Origin of the sequence: Paraburkholderia sp. 40, assembly GCF_050434105.1 — a bacterium.
GTDB lineage: Bacteria > Pseudomonadota > Gammaproteobacteria > Burkholderiales > Burkholderiaceae > Paraburkholderia > Paraburkholderia tuberum.
The window spans coordinates 1115180-1133423 of the sequence record NZ_JBNPVY010000003.1; the positions used below are offsets into that span (position 1 = coordinate 1115180).

The 18244-nt window shown below is 63.2% G+C and carries 14 protein-coding genes and 1 pseudogene; 12 read left to right on the top strand and 3 right to left on the bottom strand.

What is annotated here, in order from left to right:
* The first annotated feature begins 299 nt into the window (after positions 1 to 299).
* From OKW28_RS20625 to OKW28_RS20670, 10 genes and pseudogenes are all read left to right on the top strand, one after another.
* Entirely contained in the window at positions 300 to 1502 is a 1203-nt protein-coding gene (locus OKW28_RS20625; protein WP_429448410.1) for a branched-chain amino acid ABC transporter substrate-binding protein, read from the top strand.
* 25 nt (positions 1503 to 1527) lie between these two features.
* Positions 1528 to 2427: a branched-chain amino acid ABC transporter permease gene (locus OKW28_RS20630; protein ID WP_018422469.1), complete on the top strand. Its 900-nt coding sequence runs from the start codon at positions 1528 to 1530 to the stop codon at positions 2425 to 2427.
* A 3-nt stretch (positions 2428 to 2430) separates the two neighbouring features.
* A complete protein-coding gene (locus OKW28_RS20635; RefSeq protein WP_429448412.1) occupies positions 2431 to 4239 on the top strand; it encodes an ABC transporter permease subunit in 1809 nt (602 codons plus the stop codon).
* Positions 4227 to 4958, top strand: coding sequence for an ABC transporter ATP-binding protein (locus tag OKW28_RS20640; RefSeq protein ID WP_429448414.1), 732 nt, complete (start codon positions 4227 to 4229; stop codon positions 4956 to 4958). The genes OKW28_RS20635 and OKW28_RS20640 overlap by 13 nt, the downstream gene beginning before the upstream one ends.
* A 168-nt stretch (positions 4959 to 5126) precedes the next feature.
* Entirely contained in the window at positions 5127 to 5972 is an 846-nt protein-coding gene (locus OKW28_RS20645) for an urea carboxylase-associated family protein (RefSeq protein WP_184068510.1), read from the top strand.
* 107 nt (positions 5973 to 6079) lie between these two features.
* Positions 6080 to 7324 (top strand): D-amino acid dehydrogenase, encoded by a 1245-nt coding sequence (locus OKW28_RS20650; protein WP_429448415.1) that lies wholly within the window; start codon positions 6080 to 6082, stop codon positions 7322 to 7324.
* A 559-nt stretch (positions 7325 to 7883) separates the two neighbouring features.
* A complete protein-coding gene (locus tag OKW28_RS20655; RefSeq protein WP_429448416.1) occupies positions 7884 to 9410 on the top strand; it encodes a glycosyltransferase family 39 protein in 1527 nt (508 codons plus the stop codon).
* Positions 9407 to 9754: pseudogene (locus OKW28_RS20660) on the top strand (UbiA family prenyltransferase); the annotation flags it as partial. The gene OKW28_RS20655 and the pseudogene OKW28_RS20660, both read left to right, overlap by 4 nt.
* 114 nt (positions 9755 to 9868) lie before the next feature.
* Positions 9869 to 10225, top strand: coding sequence for an STAS/SEC14 domain-containing protein (locus OKW28_RS20665; protein WP_429448418.1), 357 nt, complete (start codon positions 9869 to 9871; stop codon positions 10223 to 10225).
* A 181-nt stretch (positions 10226 to 10406) separates the two neighbouring features.
* A complete protein-coding gene (locus OKW28_RS20670; RefSeq protein ID WP_429448420.1) occupies positions 10407 to 11309 on the top strand; it encodes an NAD-dependent epimerase/dehydratase family protein in 903 nt (300 codons plus the stop codon).
* A 294-nt stretch (positions 11310 to 11603) separates the two neighbouring features.
* Here the strand turns inward: OKW28_RS20670 and flgM are convergent, their stop codons facing one another.
* Both flgM and OKW28_RS20680 read right to left on the bottom strand, forming a co-directional pair.
* Complete coding sequence (gene flgM / locus OKW28_RS20675; protein WP_429448421.1) at positions 11604 to 11915, bottom strand: flagellar biosynthesis anti-sigma factor FlgM; 312 nt, start codon at positions 11913 to 11915, stop codon at positions 11604 to 11606.
* Positions 11916 to 12090: 175 nt separating this feature from the next.
* Positions 12091 to 12324 (bottom strand): hypothetical protein, encoded by a 234-nt coding sequence (locus OKW28_RS20680; protein ID WP_429448423.1) that lies wholly within the window; start codon positions 12322 to 12324, stop codon positions 12091 to 12093.
* Between the two features lie 441 nt (positions 12325 to 12765).
* On the opposite strand from OKW28_RS20680, the gene OKW28_RS20685 reads away from it, so the two are divergent.
* Positions 12766 to 13233 carry a CBS domain-containing protein gene (locus tag OKW28_RS20685; RefSeq protein ID WP_429448424.1) on the top strand — a complete coding sequence of 156 codons (468 nt, stop codon included), beginning with the start codon at positions 12766 to 12768 and terminating at the stop codon, positions 13231 to 13233.
* 31 nt (positions 13234 to 13264) lie between these two features.
* Positions 13265 to 15280, top strand: a complete 2016-nt coding sequence (locus OKW28_RS20690) for an acyl CoA:acetate/3-ketoacid CoA transferase (protein ID WP_429448426.1) — start codon at positions 13265 to 13267, stop codon at positions 15278 to 15280.
* Positions 15281 to 15352: 72 nt separating this feature from the next.
* Here OKW28_RS20690 and OKW28_RS20695 read toward each other — a convergent pair whose 3' ends face one another.
* Positions 15353 to 17683: a filamentous hemagglutinin N-terminal domain-containing protein gene (locus tag OKW28_RS20695; protein WP_429448428.1), complete on the bottom strand. Its 2331-nt coding sequence runs from the start codon at positions 17681 to 17683 to the stop codon at positions 15353 to 15355.
* Positions 17684 to 18244: the final 561 nt, after the last annotated feature.

The following is an 18244-nucleotide window of genomic DNA, read 5'->3' on the forward strand; positions in this document are numbered from 1 at the left end:
CTGTCATGTCGCGTTCGGGCTCGCGAGTCTCTGTCGTCACTGCCTCTTAAAGGTAGAGGATTGCCGGCGCCTTTGTGTAATGGTTTATACGCAAATACCCTATACCGTCCCAACGCACACCGGCTTCTATCATGAAAGAAGCGCTTTAGTGTCAGCGCTCCGGTGAAACCAGCAGTCACGCCGTTGACCTGGTGGGTATGAATCACACGCAATCGCCCCATTTCCTTCCGCTTTCCGATGTCACAGGTATACCCGTGTGGCGGATCGTCCGATCCCTCTCACAATAAGGAGCCGCTAACATGTTTGCTCAGACGATTGGCTGGTCCGGTGCGAAGCGGGGCTCGCGGCAAACGGCCTTTGCGGGCATGGCGGCCGCCGTGGCCCTGCTTGTCGGCATGGCTCCCGGTTCGGCGCTAAGCCAGGGCGCCACCATCAAGATCGGCGTGCCCGTTCCGCTGTCGGGCAGCAGTGCCAATGCCGGCACGGATATTGTCAATGGCGCGAAGCTCGCCGCCGCCAGAGTCAACGCGGCCGGTGGCGTGCTCGGCAAGCAGATCGAGCTGGTGCCCGAGGACGACGCCTGTGATGCGCAGACCGCGGTGCAGGCGGCACAGAAACTCGTCGATGCGGGCGTTGTCGCGGTAGCGGGCGGATATTGCTCAAGCGCGGCGCTGCCGGAATCGACAACCTTTCATCGCGCCGGGATTCCCTACGTGCTGGATGCGTCGACGAATCCGCAACTGACCGAGATGGGGTACGACAACGTGTTCCGCACGATCGGCCGTGACGACCAGCAGGGCCCATTCGCGGCAAACTTCATGAAAGACGTTCTGCACGCGAAGCACGTGGCGGTGATCGACGACAACACGACCTACTCCAAGGGCCTCGCCCAGAACACCGTGCAAGCCCTGAAGAAGGACGGTGTCGATGTCGTGTACGCCAATTCGATCACGCCCGGACAGATGGACTATTCACCGACGCTCACGCGGGTCTCCTCACTGAAGCCTGACGTGATCTACTACACAGGCTATTTCTCCGAAGCCGGCCTGCTGGTCAAGGAGGCGCGGCAACTGGGTCTGAAAATGACCTTCATGGGCGGCGACGCCACCAATGACCCCACCCTGATGAAGACGGCCGGTCCCGCCGCCGACGGCATGATCATCACGACGGCACCGCTCGCGCAGTTCCTGAGCGGCGCGCACGCCTACGTCGATGACTATACGAAGGCTTACGGGCAAGGGCCGGGACCGTACTCGGTCTATGAATACGATGCTGTGGGGGTCACGGCGAAAGCCATCGCGGACGCGAAATCGGCACAGCCTGCCGCGATCACGGCTGCTCTGCACAAGATCTCGAACTACCCGGGCGCGACCGGAACGATTGCCTTCAATCCGAAGGGGGACCGCAGCAAAGCCGTGTACATCACCATCATCGTGCACAACGACAACTTCGAGCCCTACCAGAGGCAGGATGCGAGCGGACATTGGGCGGCGATGAAGTAGGCGCAATTGCGCGCCCCGCGCCGTCATGAGCGACTTCTTCCAGTTCGTCATCGAAGGGCTGACGACCGGCTCGTTCTACGCGCTCGTCGCCCTCGGCTACACGATGGTCTACGGAATCATCCGGCTGATCAACTTCGCTCATGGCGACCTGTTCATGGTCGGCGCGTTCATCGGCTGGACCGGTCTGATGGTTCTTGCATCCGCGCATCTGCCGCTCGCCCTGGCGCTGCTGATCGCCCTTGTGGCCGCCATGACGGTCACAGGCGCGCTCGGCCTGCTGATCGAGCGGCTCGCGTATCAGCCGTTGCTGCGCGCGCCGCGGCTGTCGATTCTGATTACGGCGCTGGGCGTCTCGCTGGCGCTGCAAAATGGGGTGCTGCTGATCTACGGCGCGGGCTTTCGCACCTATCCGCACGTGCTGAGCCAGGCCGGCTTCGAACTCCACGGCGTGCAGATCACCTTCGCGCAGATCGGCATCATCGTGACGAGCCTGGCCCTGATGCTGGCACTGTATTTCTTCGTTCACCACACTTTCCTTGGCACCGCGATGCGCGCGCTGGCAATCGATCAGGACGCCGCGCGTCTGATGGGCATCGACGTCGAACGCCTGATCCAGCTCACCTTTCTGCTGGGGTCGGTGCTGGCCGCCGTGGCGGGCGTCATGGAGGGTCTTTACTACACGCAGATCAATTTCTTCATGGGCTTCGTGCTAGGCCTGCGCGCGTTCACCGCCGCCGTGCTCGGCGGCATCGGCAACATCCCGGGCGCGATGGCGGGCGGCATCCTGATTGGCCTGCTCGAAGCCTTCGGCGCGGGCTATGTCTCTTCGCAATGGACCGACGTGTTCGTCTTCGGCGTGCTGATCGCCGTGCTCGTGATCAAGCCGACCGGGCTGTTCGGCGAACGCGTTGTCGAGAGAATGTAGTCCATGAGCGCCAGTCAGGCTTCCGCGCGTTGGGCCAGGCCTGTCGGCGGTGCGCTGCTGGCCGCCGCCGTGGCGCTGCCCGCTTTCGTCAGCAACTATGTCGTCGATGTCGGCCTGACCATCGTCACCTATTCGATCCTGGGTCTTGGGCTGAACATCGTAGTCGGTTATGCCGGATTGCTCGATCTGGGCTACGCGGCCTTCTTCGCGATCGGCGCGTACACGACGGCGTTGCTGGAAACCCTGCTGCACTTCTCGTTCTGGGAGACGCTGCCGTTCAGTCTGGCGTTCGCCGGGGTATCGGGCATAGTCATCGGCTATCCCACCCTGCGCCTGCGCAGCGACTATCTGGCGATCGTCACGCTGGGCTTCGGCGAAATCACGCGTATCGTCGCCACCAATCTCGACATCACGGGCGGCCCGAACGGCATCTTCGGCATCGCGAGCCCGAGCCTGTTCGGTTTCGAGATCAGTTCGCCGCTAGCGCTCTACGAACTGGGCATGGCGTTCCTCGTGCTGGTGCTGGTGTTCGCCATCCGGCTCGGCCAGTCGCGGCTGGGCCGCGCCTGGACCAGCATCCGCGAGGACGAGGCAGCTGCCGAGGCCGTCGGCGTGCCGACGCTGCGCGTCAAGCTGCTCGCCTATGTGATGGGCGCGCTGATCGGTGGGCTGGGCGGCAGCCTGTTCGCCGCCCGCTTCGGCACCATCGATCCGACCGGCTTCACCTATCTGCAGTCCGTCACGATCCTGATTGTCGTCGTGCTCGGCGGCCGGGGCAGCATTCCCGGTGTGCTCCTCGGCGCCATCATCGTCGCCGGCCTGCCGGAGATTCTGCGTTTTCTCAACCTCTGGCGCATCTTCGCTTTCGCGATCGGGCTCGTGATCCTGATGCTGTTAAGGCCGCAGGGGTTGTGGCCAGCGCCGTTGCGCCGCGTCGCGCCGGCGCGCAAGGGCGCTGACGCCGATCGCGTCGCTGTGCCCGATCACGCCGTCACCGATGAGATCCTGCTGGAGGTGCGCGACATGCAGCGCCGCTTCGGTGGCGTGCTGGCGGTCGGCGGTGTCAGCTTCATGGTGCGAAGCGGGGAGATCGTGAGCCTGATCGGTCCGAACGGCGCCGGCAAGACCACCGTGTTCAACTGCCTGACCGGCGTCATCCGCCCGACTGGCGGCCAGATCGTCTGGTGCGGGGAACGGCTTGCCGGCGGCGCGCCTCATCGCATCGTCCATCAAGGCATGGCGCGCACCTTCCAGGGCATCCGCCTGTTCGGCCACATGACGGCCTTCGAAAACGTCCTGACCGGCATGGACCATCGGCTTCGGACACCGCTCGCAGCCGAGCTTCTGGCGTTGCCGTCCGCGCGCGCCGAGGCGGCGGACCATTCCACCGAAGGCCTGCGCTGGCTCGCCTTCGTCGGACTTGCCGGCAGGGCGGGCGAGCGCGCCGCCGATCTGCCCTACGGCGACCAACGCAGGCTGGAGATCGCCCGTGCGCTCGCCAGCAGCCCTCGCCTGCTGCTGCTCGATGAGCCGGCTGCAGGCATGAACCCGACCGAGAAACGCGCGCTGATGGAACTGATCCGGCGCATCCGGGATCATGGCGTGACGGTGCTGCTGATCGAGCACGACATGATGCTGGTGATGGGCGTGTCGGACCGGATCATCGTGATGGACCACGGCGTCATCATCGCCGAGGGCCAGCCCGCCGCGATCCAGGCGGACCCGCGGGTGATCGATGCCTATCTCGGCACAGCCGAAAAGGACGAGGCGAGCGACGATACTGCCGGGGAGAAATCGCTGTGGGACTCCTAGAAATCCGCGATCTGCGCGTGAGCTATGGGACTGTCGAAGTGCTGCACGGCATCTCGCTGGACGTCGCGGAAGGCGAGATCGTCGCGTTGCTCGGCAGCAATGGCGCGGGAAAAACGACCACGCTGCGGGCGATTTCCGGATTGATCCGGCCGCGCGCGGGCGACATTGCGATGGCTGGCCAGCGCCTGACGGGCTTGCGCGCACATCAGATCGTGGCGCTGGGTCTGGGTCACGTGCCAGAGGGGCGGCGCATTTTCGGCGCGCTGACGGTGGAGGAAAATCTGCATCTCGGCGGCTATCTGATCCGGCGCGACAGTGCGGCATTGCAACAGCGAAGGGATCAGCTCTATGCGACTTTCCCCCGGCTCAGCGAGCGACGCAGCCAGCTGGCTGGCACGCTCAGCGGTGGCGAACAGCAGATGCTGGCGATTGCCCGAGCCCTGATGCTGCGCCCGCGTATCGTGGTGCTGGACGAACCGTCGATGGGACTCGCGCCGAAGCTGGTCCGCGCGATCTTCGGCATGATCGCCGACATCTGCCGCGAAGGCACCTCGATTCTCCTCGTCGAGCAGAACGCCCGCCAGGCGCTGCGGATCGCTCATCGGGCTTACGTGCTGGAAAGTGGGCACATTGCGCTCGCGGGGTCCGCCCGCGAGCTGGCTCAGGATAGCCGGGTCCGCGCTGCCTATCTGGGCGGCAGTGCCATCTCGGCAGAGTAACCCGCCAACCGGGCAATCGACCTTGGCTGAAACGGGTCAGACGTAATGGACGCAAAACATGTCAGAGATCGATCAGGAAAAAGTCGTTGCGGTGCTGCGTCGCCCGAGCGATGACGACGCCGCCTCGTCGCGGCATGGCGCCGGCCTGAGTTCGACGGAGGATGCATCATGCTGAATTATCCTGCTGCCTATCAGTCCACCAAAGGCTCAGCGCTCGACGTCGACAAGACGTTCTATCAGCGCATCGCCTCACAGCACGACACCCGCACGCTGGTCGAATCGATCGTCGTGCCGATCCGCTCGGGGCAAGCGTGGACCGTGCCGGCCGGCCACGTGTTTCGCATTGTCACGATCGAAGGCCCGCAGGTTGCCGACCTGAACATGTGGAACCGGCACAACCCGCGCGAGCGCATGTGGGCATCGCGCACGCGCCAGTTGCAGCAGGCGCACGTGAGCACGTTCGACCGTCTGTGGTCGACGCTGCCATTCCTGCGTCCGATGGTGACCATCACGGACGACAGTCTCGCAGGCTACGGTGTCGACGAGCACGGCGGGCGTGTCCACGATTTGCTCGGCACGCGCTGCGACCCCTACGTGAACCGCATGCTGACCGGCGAGGATTTTCATTTTCACTGCCACTCCAACCTGACGCGTGCCATCGCCCCGTATGGATTGACTGAGTACGACGTCCACGACGTGCTCAACGTGTTCCAGTGCACCGGCCTGAATCTCGAAGACAAATACTTCATGAAGGCGTGTCCGGCAAAGAAAGGCGATTACCTCGAATTCTTCGCGGAGATCGACTTGCTGTGCGCGCTGTCGACCTGTCCGGGCGGCGATCTGTCAGTGCCGATGTGGGGACCCGACGCGCGCGATCCACTGGAAGTCTGCCGGCCGCTTGGCATCGAGGTCTGGCAACTCGCGCCACAGATGCTGGATGGGTGGACGCCGCCGGCTGTGGCTGCCTACAAAGGGCAGCACGGAATGGTGCTGAATCAGCCGCAATGGAAGTGAGACTGGTGCCTCCTGTCCAGCAGGAATCGATGGTGGCGCAGCACAAAAGCCGGAGCGAGACCGCGCTGCCTTGAATGCCCGCCGGCCCCCTTGTATCTGAGGACATCATGAAAGTTGTCGTGCTCGGTGGCGGGGTAGTCGGTGTGACAACCGCGTACCAGTTGCAGAAGGATGGCCATGAGGTCGTGATCGTCGAGCGGCAGCCTTTAGTCGCATCGGAAACCAGTTGGGGTAACGCGGGCATGATCGCGCCCGGGCATTCCTTTGTCTGGTCCTCGCCCAAAGCGCCGATGATTCTGCTCAAATCGCTGGTGCTGAAAGATCAGGCGTTGCGCTTCAAGTTCTCGGCGGATCCCAGGCTTTACAGCTGGTCGTGGCGTTTCCTGATGGAATGCACATCAGAGAAGGCACGCCGCAATACCCTGCTCAAGCATCGGCTTGCCGCGTACTCGCAACGCGTACTACAGAATGTGATCGCTGAGGACGCCATTGAATACGATCGAAATGACCGCGGAATTCTGTATTTTCATCGGACGCAGGAAGCGCAGGATCGCGGAGTCGAACACATGAAGCTGCTGGAATCCGATGGGCAGGTCATCATGGTTCTCAGCCGCGATCAGGTCGTCGCACTCGACCCGTCGCTGGCTTCGGCAAAAGACAGGATAGCGGGTGCCATTTACTGCCCGACCGATGAGACCGGAGACCCTGCGAAGTTCACCCGCGCCCTTGCGGAAAAGATTGTCGCGCGTGGCGGTATGCTTCTGACGGACACCACCATCGACGGCTTCGAAACCGCTGGGCAGGACGTGGTGGGCATAAGAACGAGTCGCGGCCTTGTAAAAGCCGACGCGTATGTGCTCGCCCTTGGTCCCTATAGTCCGGTTCTTGGCCGACAGATCGGCATCGATCTTCCCATCTATCCGATCAAGGGATACTCCCTCACGATTCCGATCGATGGCCGGCCCTTGCCACCCTCGGTCGCAGTGGTCGACGAGCACAACCTGGTCGCAATCTCGCGCTTCGGCGACCGGATCCGGGTCACCGCGACGGCGGAGTTTGCTGGCTACGACACGAGCCATAAGCCTTCTGATTTTGCGTTTATGAAGAGCGTGACACAAGAACTCTACCCGGCCGGCGCCAACTACGATCGCGCCGAAATGTGGGCCGGTCTCAGGCCGATGACGCCGACGAACTTGCCGTTTCTTGGGCGCAAGAAGTATCGCAATCTTTATCTGAATACCGGTCACGGTCATATCGGCTGGACCATGTCGCACGGATCGGCTCGAATCACGGCCGACCTGATCGCGGGACGAACCCCGGCGATTCCGATGGTGGGGCTGCTTTGCGACTGATGGCGACGCGTTTTGCAGCCAAAACATGGGGCCCCAGCCGAACGATGCCAGCAAACTATTGCATCGACCGGTCGAATCCGCCGCGCATGGCCCGTCGGTACACGTCGCGCTCAAAGAATTGCGACTTCGAGACGCGCTATCGCGCGTCACGCGCAGCTTTTCGCCGTCAGATCCACTGGAACACTGGCGACGGTTGCGCGGCTTGTGTCAGGGTTGCTACGATCCACGCCCAGCGCAGAGCTTCCTCAAGCGCATCTGCAATTGCTCGGCGCTTTCTCGATATCAACCGGAAGCGTGGAGTCGATTGCTTCCAGCATGCAGCCGGCAAAGGTGTTGTTTGCGGCCGAGTTGAGCGCCGCGTCAAGAGAATCGGCTCTCCGGCTTGACCTCACGGGTCTATTTTCGCCGCGAACGTCCTTCATCAAGACCTTTTTAATCTGATCGGGCGCCATGGGTTGCCGGGCAGTCTGTCAGGATCGCACTCCCCCTACGTAAGCTCATATTACAATGCCGGGCTCAAACGCTGCCCCGTACGGCGGCACACAGACCCAAAGGTTCAATGTCGACCCAGCTTTCGAATCCCACGTCGCTCGCCTCAGCCTCCGACAAACCTGCCGCCGCGCGCATCGCATCACTCGCCTGGCTGCTCCCCTTCCACGCGCTGGTCTGGACGCTGGCCGCCTGGCTCGCGCGCGGCAATCTCGACATCCAGGGCGACATGGTCGAGACCTATGTCTGGGGCCTCGAGTGGCAGGCCGGTTACGCGAAGCACCCGCCGCTTTCGTCGTGGGTCGCAGCGGCCTGGTTCAGCGTGTTCCCGCACACCGATCTTGCGTATTTCGCGCTGTCGGCGGTAAACGTGCTGGTCGGCCTGGCCGGGATCGTCGCGCTCGCCGGGCGCTTCGTGCCGCGCCAGATCGCGATCATCGCCGGGCTTGCGATGGCGGTCTCGCCGCTTTACTCGAATCTCGCCATCAAATTCAATCCGAACTCGATCCTGCTGTCGGTCTGGCCGTGGACCGCCTACTTTTTCGTCCGCTACGTGCAGCCGGGCAGCCGCCTTGCGCGCAGCGGCGCGGCGCTCGGTCTCGGGGCGTGCGCGGCGCTTGCCGTGCTGGGCAAGTACTTCACGATCGTGCTGCTGCTCGGGCTGTTGCTGGCATTGCTCGCGCGGCCCGCATGGCGTGCGCGCCTCGTCAGCGTCGATTCGCTGCTCGCGGTGGCGGCGGGTGTCGCCGTGCTGGCCCCGCACGTGCACTGGATGATGGTTAATCATTTCCCGACGCTCGAGTATGCCGCGCAACGCACCGGCGGCACGCTTCTCGCCGCGGTCGGGCGCTTTGGCATCTACACGCTCGCGCAGATCGGCTATCTCGCGCTCAGTTTCGTTTTCGTGCTGTTGATGGTGCGCACGCGCGGGGCTGCGCGGCTCATGGCGCTGAGCGTTGTTCGGAGCGCGGCGTACCCGGATCTCTGGTGGCTCGCGCTGGGGCCACTGTTCGCGGTGGGCGTGCTGTCCGTGATCGGCAAGACGCAGATGGCCTCGGTCTGGGGCATGGCGCAGTGGTTCGCAATGGTGCCGCTCTGGCTTGCCGTGCTCGTCCAGGCCCGCTTCGAGTTCGCGCCGCAGCGTGCCATACGCGTCATGGCGGTGTACTGGGCGCTGGTGCTCGCGGTATCGGCAGTGGTCGGCTACACGGGGGCGCGGCACAATTCCGACGATGCGGCCGAGCCGCGCGCGGAACTCGCGGCAGCCGCGCAGGCGGTGTGGCACGAACGCACCAGCCAGCCGCTGTCGATCGTGGCGGGCTCGACGCATGAGGCCGCTTCGATGGTGTTCTATGACGGCGGCCGCGCCCGCTTCTGGGATCTCGACTGGCCGGCGGCAACGCCCTGGCTCACATCCGCCGATTTCGCGCGTCAGGGCTCGCTGATTGTGTGCCGTGGCGACGACTCGGGCTGCATCGCGACGGCATCGTCGCTAAGCCATGCAGCGCCGATTGCGCTCGAGGTGAGCAAGACCGCATGGGGACGGGAGTTGCCTGCGCGCCCCTACCAACTGTTCGTGATTGTGCCGCAGTCGTGAGCCACGCGACCATCACGCCGTATCGCGGCCGGCCGCTCGTCGTCGATCTCGACGGCACGCTGTTGCGCTCCGACGTTCTGATCGAGTGCGTGTGGGCCTTTCTGAAAGCCTCGCCGCTGCGCTGCTGGCAACTGCTGGTCTGGCTGCTGCATGGTGGCAAAGCGGGCCTGAAGGCGCGGCTCGCGGCCGGCCGTGCGCTCGTGCTTGCAACCGCCACGCACCAGCGTTATGCGCAGGCCATCGCGGATCATCCGGGCTGCTTCGACGAGGTCCATGCGACCGAGGGTGAGGTCAACCTGTCGGCAGGGCGCAAGCGTGATGGCCTCGACTGCCTCTCAGGGGAAGATCGGCTCGTAACCTAACCGAGCGAGTGGAAAGAGGTACCATGAAGTACGCCGTCGAACGCCAGGCTCATCCGTGCCTGAGCGTATAACGTCTCTCTGGTCAGGGGTCCTGCCATGATCCTGTATCACACCGTCCCCGATTCGTCGGTCATCGAAATATCCGTCGAAGGCAAAATCACCGACCAAGAACTGCGCGAAGCCATCGAGCGCATGCGTGGTGATCTTGAACTGAACGGTAAGACCCGCGTGCTCGAACGCATCGAGCATTTCAGCGGCATCGAGCCGAAGGCGCTATGGACCGACCTGACGCTCGGCGTCTCCGTCGCCCGCAAGGTCACGCGCGCCGCCGTGGTGGCCGACGCGGGCTGGATTCGCGCCTCGATGCATTTGGCCCGGTTCTTTATGAAGGCTGAAATCAAGGCGTTCCACGTCAACGAGCTGGAACAGGCGCGAGCCTGGATCAACGCCTGAACGTCGTCTCCGGCCGGCCGCATCGGACGGAGACCGGCCAGTTGGAGCCGCACGACTCAACATCAGAACTGTTACTGCCGAATCAAGGACACGGAGCGCAACGATCCTATGATGGAATAAGGCCGCGCGACACGCGCGGAAAAGCGCTAAAACATGTAGGAAAACAGGAGAAGAGGAGCACATGACGAAGCGAGTGATCGTGACCGGCGGCAGCGGCCTGGCCGGAAAATGGGTGGTCGAGAACCTGGTCGAGCACGGCTACGAGGTGATGAATCTTGATCGCGTGCCGATGGCGGCGCGCACGGCGCGCACGTTGATTACGGACATCACCGATGCGGGCCAGGTATTCAATGCGCTGGCATCGAGCACCGCGCCGGGAGAATTCGCCAACGACCTCGAACCAAAGCCGATCGACGCGATTGTGCATTTTGCGGCGATCCCTCGCATCATGATCACGCCCGACAACGAGGTCTACCGGATCAACGTGATGGGCACGTACAACATCCTCGACGCAGCGTCGAAGCTTGGCATCCGCAAGGTGATCGTGGCATCGAGCGAAACCACATACGGTATGGTGTTCGCGCACCGGGATCGCAGTCCAGAGTACTTCCCGCTCGACGAGGAATACCCGGTGAACCCGATGGACAGCTACGCGACGTCGAAGGTTATCAACGAAGTGACAGCGAAGGCGTTCCACGCGCGCACGGGCTCTGACATTTACTGCTTTCGTATTGGCAACGTGCTCGAACCCAACGACTACGCGAAGTTTCCGGCGTGGCTCAAGGATCCAGCACTGCGCAAGAGGATTGCGTGGAGCTATATCGACGGCCGCGATCTCGCGAGCGCGTGCCGGCTTGCCATCGAAAAGGACGGCCTCGGCTTTCAGGTGATGAACGTCGCGGCCGACGACGTGTCGTCCGACGTACCTACCGCGGAACTGCTCCGACGCTACTACCCCGGCGTGCCGCTCAAAAAGCAACTCGGCGAGTTCGAGACCCTGCTCAGCAACGAGAAGCTCAAGCGCCTTCTTGGGTGGAACCAGCAACACTACTGGCGCGACGAAGCGAAAAAGATCGTCCAGTAAGCATGGCGGGCCGGCCCCCCGGGCCGGCCAATCACGCCGTGCGAGTCTTCATGGACTGCCTTGCAACGACGCAGACCGGCGCAATGGCGTCGTTCCCGCAGTCGGGTGGTGGGTCTTGGGAAAAATTTTCGAACAAGCCCGCAGCGAAAATTCTCCCTGCGATGCACTGCATTGCAGGCGTGCCGCCACCTCGAACGCGGACCGACAATGAAGCCAATGGCTCGCCTTCACGGCTGTCAGCGCTGGCGCCTCCGTCGCTTATCCGCCGTCGGTATTGCTACGTTCAGCCGCCGGTCAGCGAGTAGTCGTTTGCAGCAGGTCCCGCGCGGTGCTTAGCATGCCGTCGGCGATCTTTCCGGAATCGACCTTGTAGCTGCCGTCACGCAGGGCGGCCTTGATCGACTCGACCTTCGCCGTGTCGCTATCCGAATCGCTGGACGTGTGCATTGCGGACACTGATGAGAGATTAACCGTCGAATTCTGCGCGGCGGCAGCGCTGACTTGGTGCGCGGACTCGACGGCATCCTTCGCATCGCTGTTGATCGTTGCGCGTTGCGGACCGTTCTGCGAAGCCGCGAGCGGAAAATTGCTGGATTCAATCTTCATGGTGTGTGTTCCCCACTGGTTGAGTCCTTTAACGGATCAGCGTTTGAAATCTTCACCCTGCTGTGGGAAGCGAAACCGTGTCCACGTTTCGCCGTGAGCCGCTAAGCCTTGCCGGGCGGGCACTCTAGCCGCCTGCAGCAAATTGCAACAAAGTGTGAGCAGTACCACACAACGGCTATGAGCTGATCGAAGTGTTGACCCGCTCCGAACCAAAGGCGCAGGTATGCTTGAGAACACGACGCCGCACCCCATTTTGCTTGCTGTGAACAAACGTACCCGCCGCCCCTTGCAGCCTCAATGGCCCTTTCCGCCAAGTCGCGATGTCGCTGGTCGCGCCTTTGGCGATCTCGTCGCGCTTCAATATTGCGGCGCGGACGTGTGGCTCTGGCGATGCCGATGCGGCGGTCATGTGACTTCCGCCCTGAAGACGGTAGAGAGCGGTGCAGTGCGTGATTGCGGCTGCCGTGAGCAGCGTCGCGTGTGGCGGTCGCGACCGGGCTCACCTGCGCTGAAGAGCGGCGAGGTTTTCGGCCAGCTGACGACCGAGCGGTACGCTGGCGATGGATTGTGGGTTTGCCGGTGTGACTGCGGTGGTGAGGCGACAGTTAGCGCCGGACGGTTGCGAATGGGCAAGGCGCGCTCGTGCGGCAGGTGCCTCGTCGCTTCGACTCACCGAGTGGCGTAGCGCCGGAACGGAAAATGTTCGTTCGACTCAGGTCAAGCGATCTACACTGCAATTCAACGAATAAGAAAAGATCGCCAGCCTTGGCGGGGTCTGGACGACCGTATTCCGATTTCGCTTTGATCAAGCGTAGTCCGTACATGCTCCCCTTTCTGTCTGGAGGCGGTCATGAAAAAGGAGAGGAAGACAGCACGGCAAATTCTGTCCGGGAACCCTCGGGAGGTTATCTCAGTGGGCCCCGACGACACGGTGCTGAACGCGTTGCAGTTGATGGCCGACAAGGACGTAACGACGGTGCTGGTGCTGCAGGGCGGCAATCTGGTTGGCGTGCTGTCTCAGCGCGACTACGCCCGCAAGGTCGAGGTGCTTGGCCGCAACGCCGCGAACACGAGGGTTGGCGACATCATGACTACCCAGGTGCTTTATGTGACGCCCGAGCATACCTGCGATCAATGCCTCGCGTCGATGCATACCCGGCGGATCCGGCACCTGCCTGTGATCGAATCCGGGCGCGTCATCGGCGTGCTTTCCGACAGTGACGTGCTGGAGGAACTCCTGCAGGAGGACGAGCATTTCATCAGGATTCTCGAGGACGACATGCTCCATCTGACCATTGATACCGGTGGCGCCTATTAGCCAGTCGCGCTCGAATCAGGCGAGGTGAAACGTGAGCACGCAATCAACCGCGGGGGCCCTTTCACCGGCCATCCTTTCCCGCTCGTCCGGCAAAGTGACGTCGGCGCGCGATGCCGTGCGCCTGATCCGCGACGGCGATACGGTCGCGACGGGCGGCTTCGTCGGCATCGGCTTCGCCGAAGACATCGCCATTGCCATCGAGGAACTCTGTACGGCGCATGACGAGGATACGTTGGTCACCCTCCCAAAGCCCGCCAACCTCACGCTAGTCTATGCGGCCGGCCAGGGAGACGGCAAGGAACGCGGACTGAACCACCTGGCGACGCCGGGACTCGTCAAGCGCGTCATCGGCGGACACTGGGGCCTCGTGCCGAAGCTACAGCAGCTTGCGGTGGATAACCAGATCGAAGCGTATAACCTGCCGCAGGGCGTGATCAGCCACCTGTTTCGTGACATTGCGGCCGGAAAGCCAGGCCATCTCTCCCGGGTCGGCCTCGGCACCTTCGTCGATCCGCGCTTCGGTGGTGGCAAACTGAACGAGCGCACCACCGAGAATCTGGTCGAGTTGATGCGGATAGGCGACGAGGAATATCTGTTCTACAAGGCCTTCCCGATCAACGTCGCGATCGTGCGCGGCACCACTGCCGACCCGGAAGGCAATGTAACGATGGAGCGCGAAGCCCTGACACTGGAGGCTCTCGCGATCGCCATGGCCGCGCACAACTGCCACGGCCTCGTGATCGTCCAGGTTGAGCGCATCGCCGAAAGCGGCTCGCTCAATCCGCGACAGGTCAAGATCCCCGGCGTGCTGGTCGATTGCGTCGTGCTGGCGCCGCCCGAGAACCACCAGCAGACCTTTGCCACACCATACAGTCCGGCGTACGCCGGCGAAATTCGGGTCCCCGCGAGCAGTGTGGCGCCGATGCCGATGAGTGAGCGCAAGGTGGTCGCGCGACGCGCGGCAATGGAACTCCAGCCGAACAGCGTGGTGAATCTCGGGATCGGCATGCCCGAAGGCATCGCCAGCGTCGCCAACGAGGAAAGGATCCTCGACCTGATGACGCTGACCACCGAGCCCGGCGTCATCGGCGGCATTCCTGCGGGAGGCTTGAACTTCGGCGCGGCGACCAATGCGCAGGCGATCATCGATCAGCCCGCCCAGTTCGATTTCTATGACGGCGGCGGGCTCGACGTCGCCTTTCTTGGCCTCGCCCAGGCCGATCGCATGGGAAACCTCAATGTGTCGAGATTCGGGCCGCGCCTGGCCGGCGCCGGAGGCTTCATCAACATCAGCCAGAATGCCAGGAAAGTCGTGTTCGTCGGCACTTTCATGGCGGGCCACAGCCAGATTTCAGTCGTCGACGGCAAGCTGCGTATCCACCGTGACGGCACGGCCAGGAAATTCATCGAGGAAGTCGAGCATCGCACGTTCTCTGGCCCGTATGCGGCGGCAATGGGCAAGCCGGTCCTCTACATCACCGAGCGTTGCGTGTTCGAGCTGGGCGCCGAGGGCATGGAACTCATCGAGATTGCACCGGGCGTCGATCTGGAGCGCGATATTCTGGCCAGGATGGACTTCGCACCGATCCTGCGTTCGCCGACGCAGATGGACGAGCGGATTTTCCTGCCTGAACCGATGGGCCTGCGCTCGAATGTTTTGCGACTGCCGCTGGAAGCGCGCTTCATTTACGACGACGACAAGAACATCATGTTTCTCAATTTCGCGCGCCTCGAGGTGAAGCGTCCCGACGACATCGCGGCGATCCGGACTCAGGTATGCCGCGTCTGCGAACCACTGGACCACAAGGTCTATGCAGTGGTGAACTACGAGGGTTTCGTGTTGGACCCCGCGCTGGAGGACGCGTACGTCGAAATGGTCGAGGATATGGTGCAGCGCTACTATTTCGGCGTAACGCGCTTCACTACCAGCGCTTTCATGCGCGCCAAGCTGGGTGGCGCCCTTACGCGGCGCGGGCTGTCACCTTATGTCTATGAGACGGAGGCGGAAGCGCAGACCTACCTGCGCGAACAGTCGTCAAACCGCTGAATCCGGCTTGCATCGTGATCGCGGCACCGAAGGCCGAGTGCGCCCGCGCCGGGTTCTGTCGGACCCTCGATGTCAGTGCCCTACCAGCCAGCGCAACTGAGGCCCCGGATATCCCGCGACCCACGTGCCGTTCGCGCTGAAATCCCACGTCGGACCGAAGCTCGCCGGCTCGAGCAACTGGGTGTCCGTGAGTCCGCTCGAACTGGCCACCGCCGTGCCCGAACCGACACCCGCCGCCGCCCCCGACGATTGGCTGTTCCAGAACACGTTCGTCGCGATCCGGCCGCTGTTCGTGCCCGCGATACCGCCCTCCGTCGAGTTCACGCCCGCCGTGAGTCTGGACGCGGCATACGACTCGCGGATGAAGCCCGTATTGATGCCGACAAGTCCGCCGACAGTCGCGCCGCCGTTCAGGAATTCGTAGGCATACGATCGGCCGATGACGCCATGGTTCGTGCCGACGAGTCCGCCGACCGTGCTTTGCGCACCGGCCGATGCGCGGCCGATCGCGAAAGACTGATCGACGCGACCGTCGTTCAGCCCGACCAGCCCACCGATCTGGCCCACGCCGATGATGTTCACGCCCGCCCACGAGCGCTCGATGCGCCCAAAGTTCTCGCCGACCAGACCGCCGGCCACTGTGCTCGTGTTGCCCGGGGCACCAATGGCGCCCGTTGCGCCGACGTTCACCATGTATCCGTAGTTGATGCCGGCCAGCAAGCCGACCGTTTCTCCCGAGGACGTCGCGGTGCCGTCCGCGAGCGTGAAATTGCGCACGACGCCGCTCTTGCCGATCACGCCGAAGAGTCCGGTATCGGCCGCGCTTGAGAGACGCAGATCGGCGGGGAGATGCCCCATGCCGTCGAACTGACCGGTGAACGGATTCGCGGCGGTGCCGATGCCTCCGAACTCCGGCGCACCCGCGAATTCCAGCCCCCTTCTGCCCAACGCATAGTTGCCGGAGAGGTTGTTATTCACCGCGCTCAGGTCCGTCATGGAGTTGACGAGCTGATAGGCCGTGAACTGCGTGACGAGCCCAGTAAACGGCGCGGGGTGCCACGATACGTTGGCGTACACCGTGCCGGGTGTATAGCTGCCGTTCATGTCGTACAGGCCGCTGACAATGCCCATGCTTCGCGACCAGTCGATCGTGCCCTGGTTGGTCAGACTGCCGCCGTTGTCGAAACCATAGGTGTCGGCGGACAGCGTGAGCGAGCCTGTGCCCCTATTGGCGATGGTCGCCTGCGGTGCGATCGTCAGCGAGTGCGCCGCGTCGAGCGTCAGGGAGGAGGCTCCGTGCCAGCGCACGCTCGCTTCGATCGCGATGTCTCCCTCGCCGGTCGCCCCGAGCTTGCCGTCCGCGCCGTTCGCGAGCACGGAGATGGACGCGCCGTTGCTCAGACTTGCGCCGAGCGTGTTGGCGGTCGGGACGTCCGCGGTGAAGTCCCCAGTGGTGATGTTCCATGCTTTCGCCCGCACATCCGCGCCGCCGACCTTGACGTCCTTGCCGGACATGTCGAGCGTGCCGCCGCTGCCGTCGGCGTTACGCGCGCTGATCTGCGCCCCGCGCGCATCGACGTTGCCGGAGTTGACGACGACCCCGTTGACGGTGGTGTTCGCGACGAGCCAGACGTGGCCGTCGCGCGTCGCGGTGCCGGTGGCGCGCAGGGCGCCCGAATGACCCGCGAGCGCGAAGATATTGCCGTCGGCCGCTTGCACGTTGATGATCGCCGCCTGTACCGTGCCTGAGTTCGTCACCGTGCCGCCGCTTCCCACCTCCACGAAAACTTGTTGAAAGTTGCCGTCGAAGAGCCGGACCTGACGGCCTGCGACGAGTTCGGCATTGCCGTTCGGCGCATCGATCGTCCCTGCGTTCGTGACCTTGCTGGCCGATATCAGGAACACGTCCCCACCCGACGAACTGATCTTGCCGAGATTGACTACATCCGCCGTGGAATTGCCTGTGTAAGCCGAGCCACCGAACGCGGGCGGGTTGAGAAAGACATCGTTGGGGACGTCGAGCGTCGACGCGACGAAACGCCCTCCCGTCGACACCACGCCGCCTGGCCCGATGAGCACGCCATGCGGATTGACGAGGTAGATGCTGCCGGTGCCCTTCAGCGTGCCGTAGATCGCCGACACATCGTTACCCGTCACGCGATTGAGTGTCGCGCCCGTGCCGTTGTTGATCGACACCGTGCGGCACGATCCGATCGAAAAACTGTTCCATTCGATGATGCCGCGCGAGCCCGCTTGCGTGATGCTCAGGCCGGCATCGTTCTGAGTGATGCTTCCCGAGCCGGCGACGAAATGCCCGCCTTGCGGCAGGGTACCCGCCGCGTACGCGACGTGCGTCGTGCAAAGTCCGGTCAGCGAAATGGCGATGGCAAATGAAATTCGCACGCTTGCATGACGGCGTTGCGATGGACGTTGCCGCAGCAGAGATGGCCTTCGAGTGCTCATACATCCCCCTTCCACGCTCGCGCGAAACGGCTGCCAACGACCCGTGGAGCCGACCGGAAACGCGTGAGTCGCCGCGTATGAAGATTAGCAGTTCGCTTCGTCGGCACTTAACGACAATCTCAACGTTTTGCGCCTTCGGGTTGAGACTTTCGTACGGGTCGTGCCGCATGACGGCGGTCTGGTGTGTGAGCGCCAACCAGTCAGCGTCGTGAAGCGATGTGTTTTTGAAAATCGTGGCTGATTTGGTCGATATTTCGGCCCGAAACGTTGTTGCGCGACCGGCACGGCGCATCCTTGACTGCATGGCGAACCACCCAGCAGGCCGGATTACCGTCGCCTTCCATCTTGATAACGATCTCAATGCAAGTTTGAAATACCGTTATTACGGGAGGTTATTAAGTCACTGGTTTCAAGCGCGGTCGACCTCCGCCAAGCCCCCGTGCGGCGGGCGTTGCAGCCTGGCGGCACCGTGCGCGCCCGGATTTGCCATCGAGCAGGGCG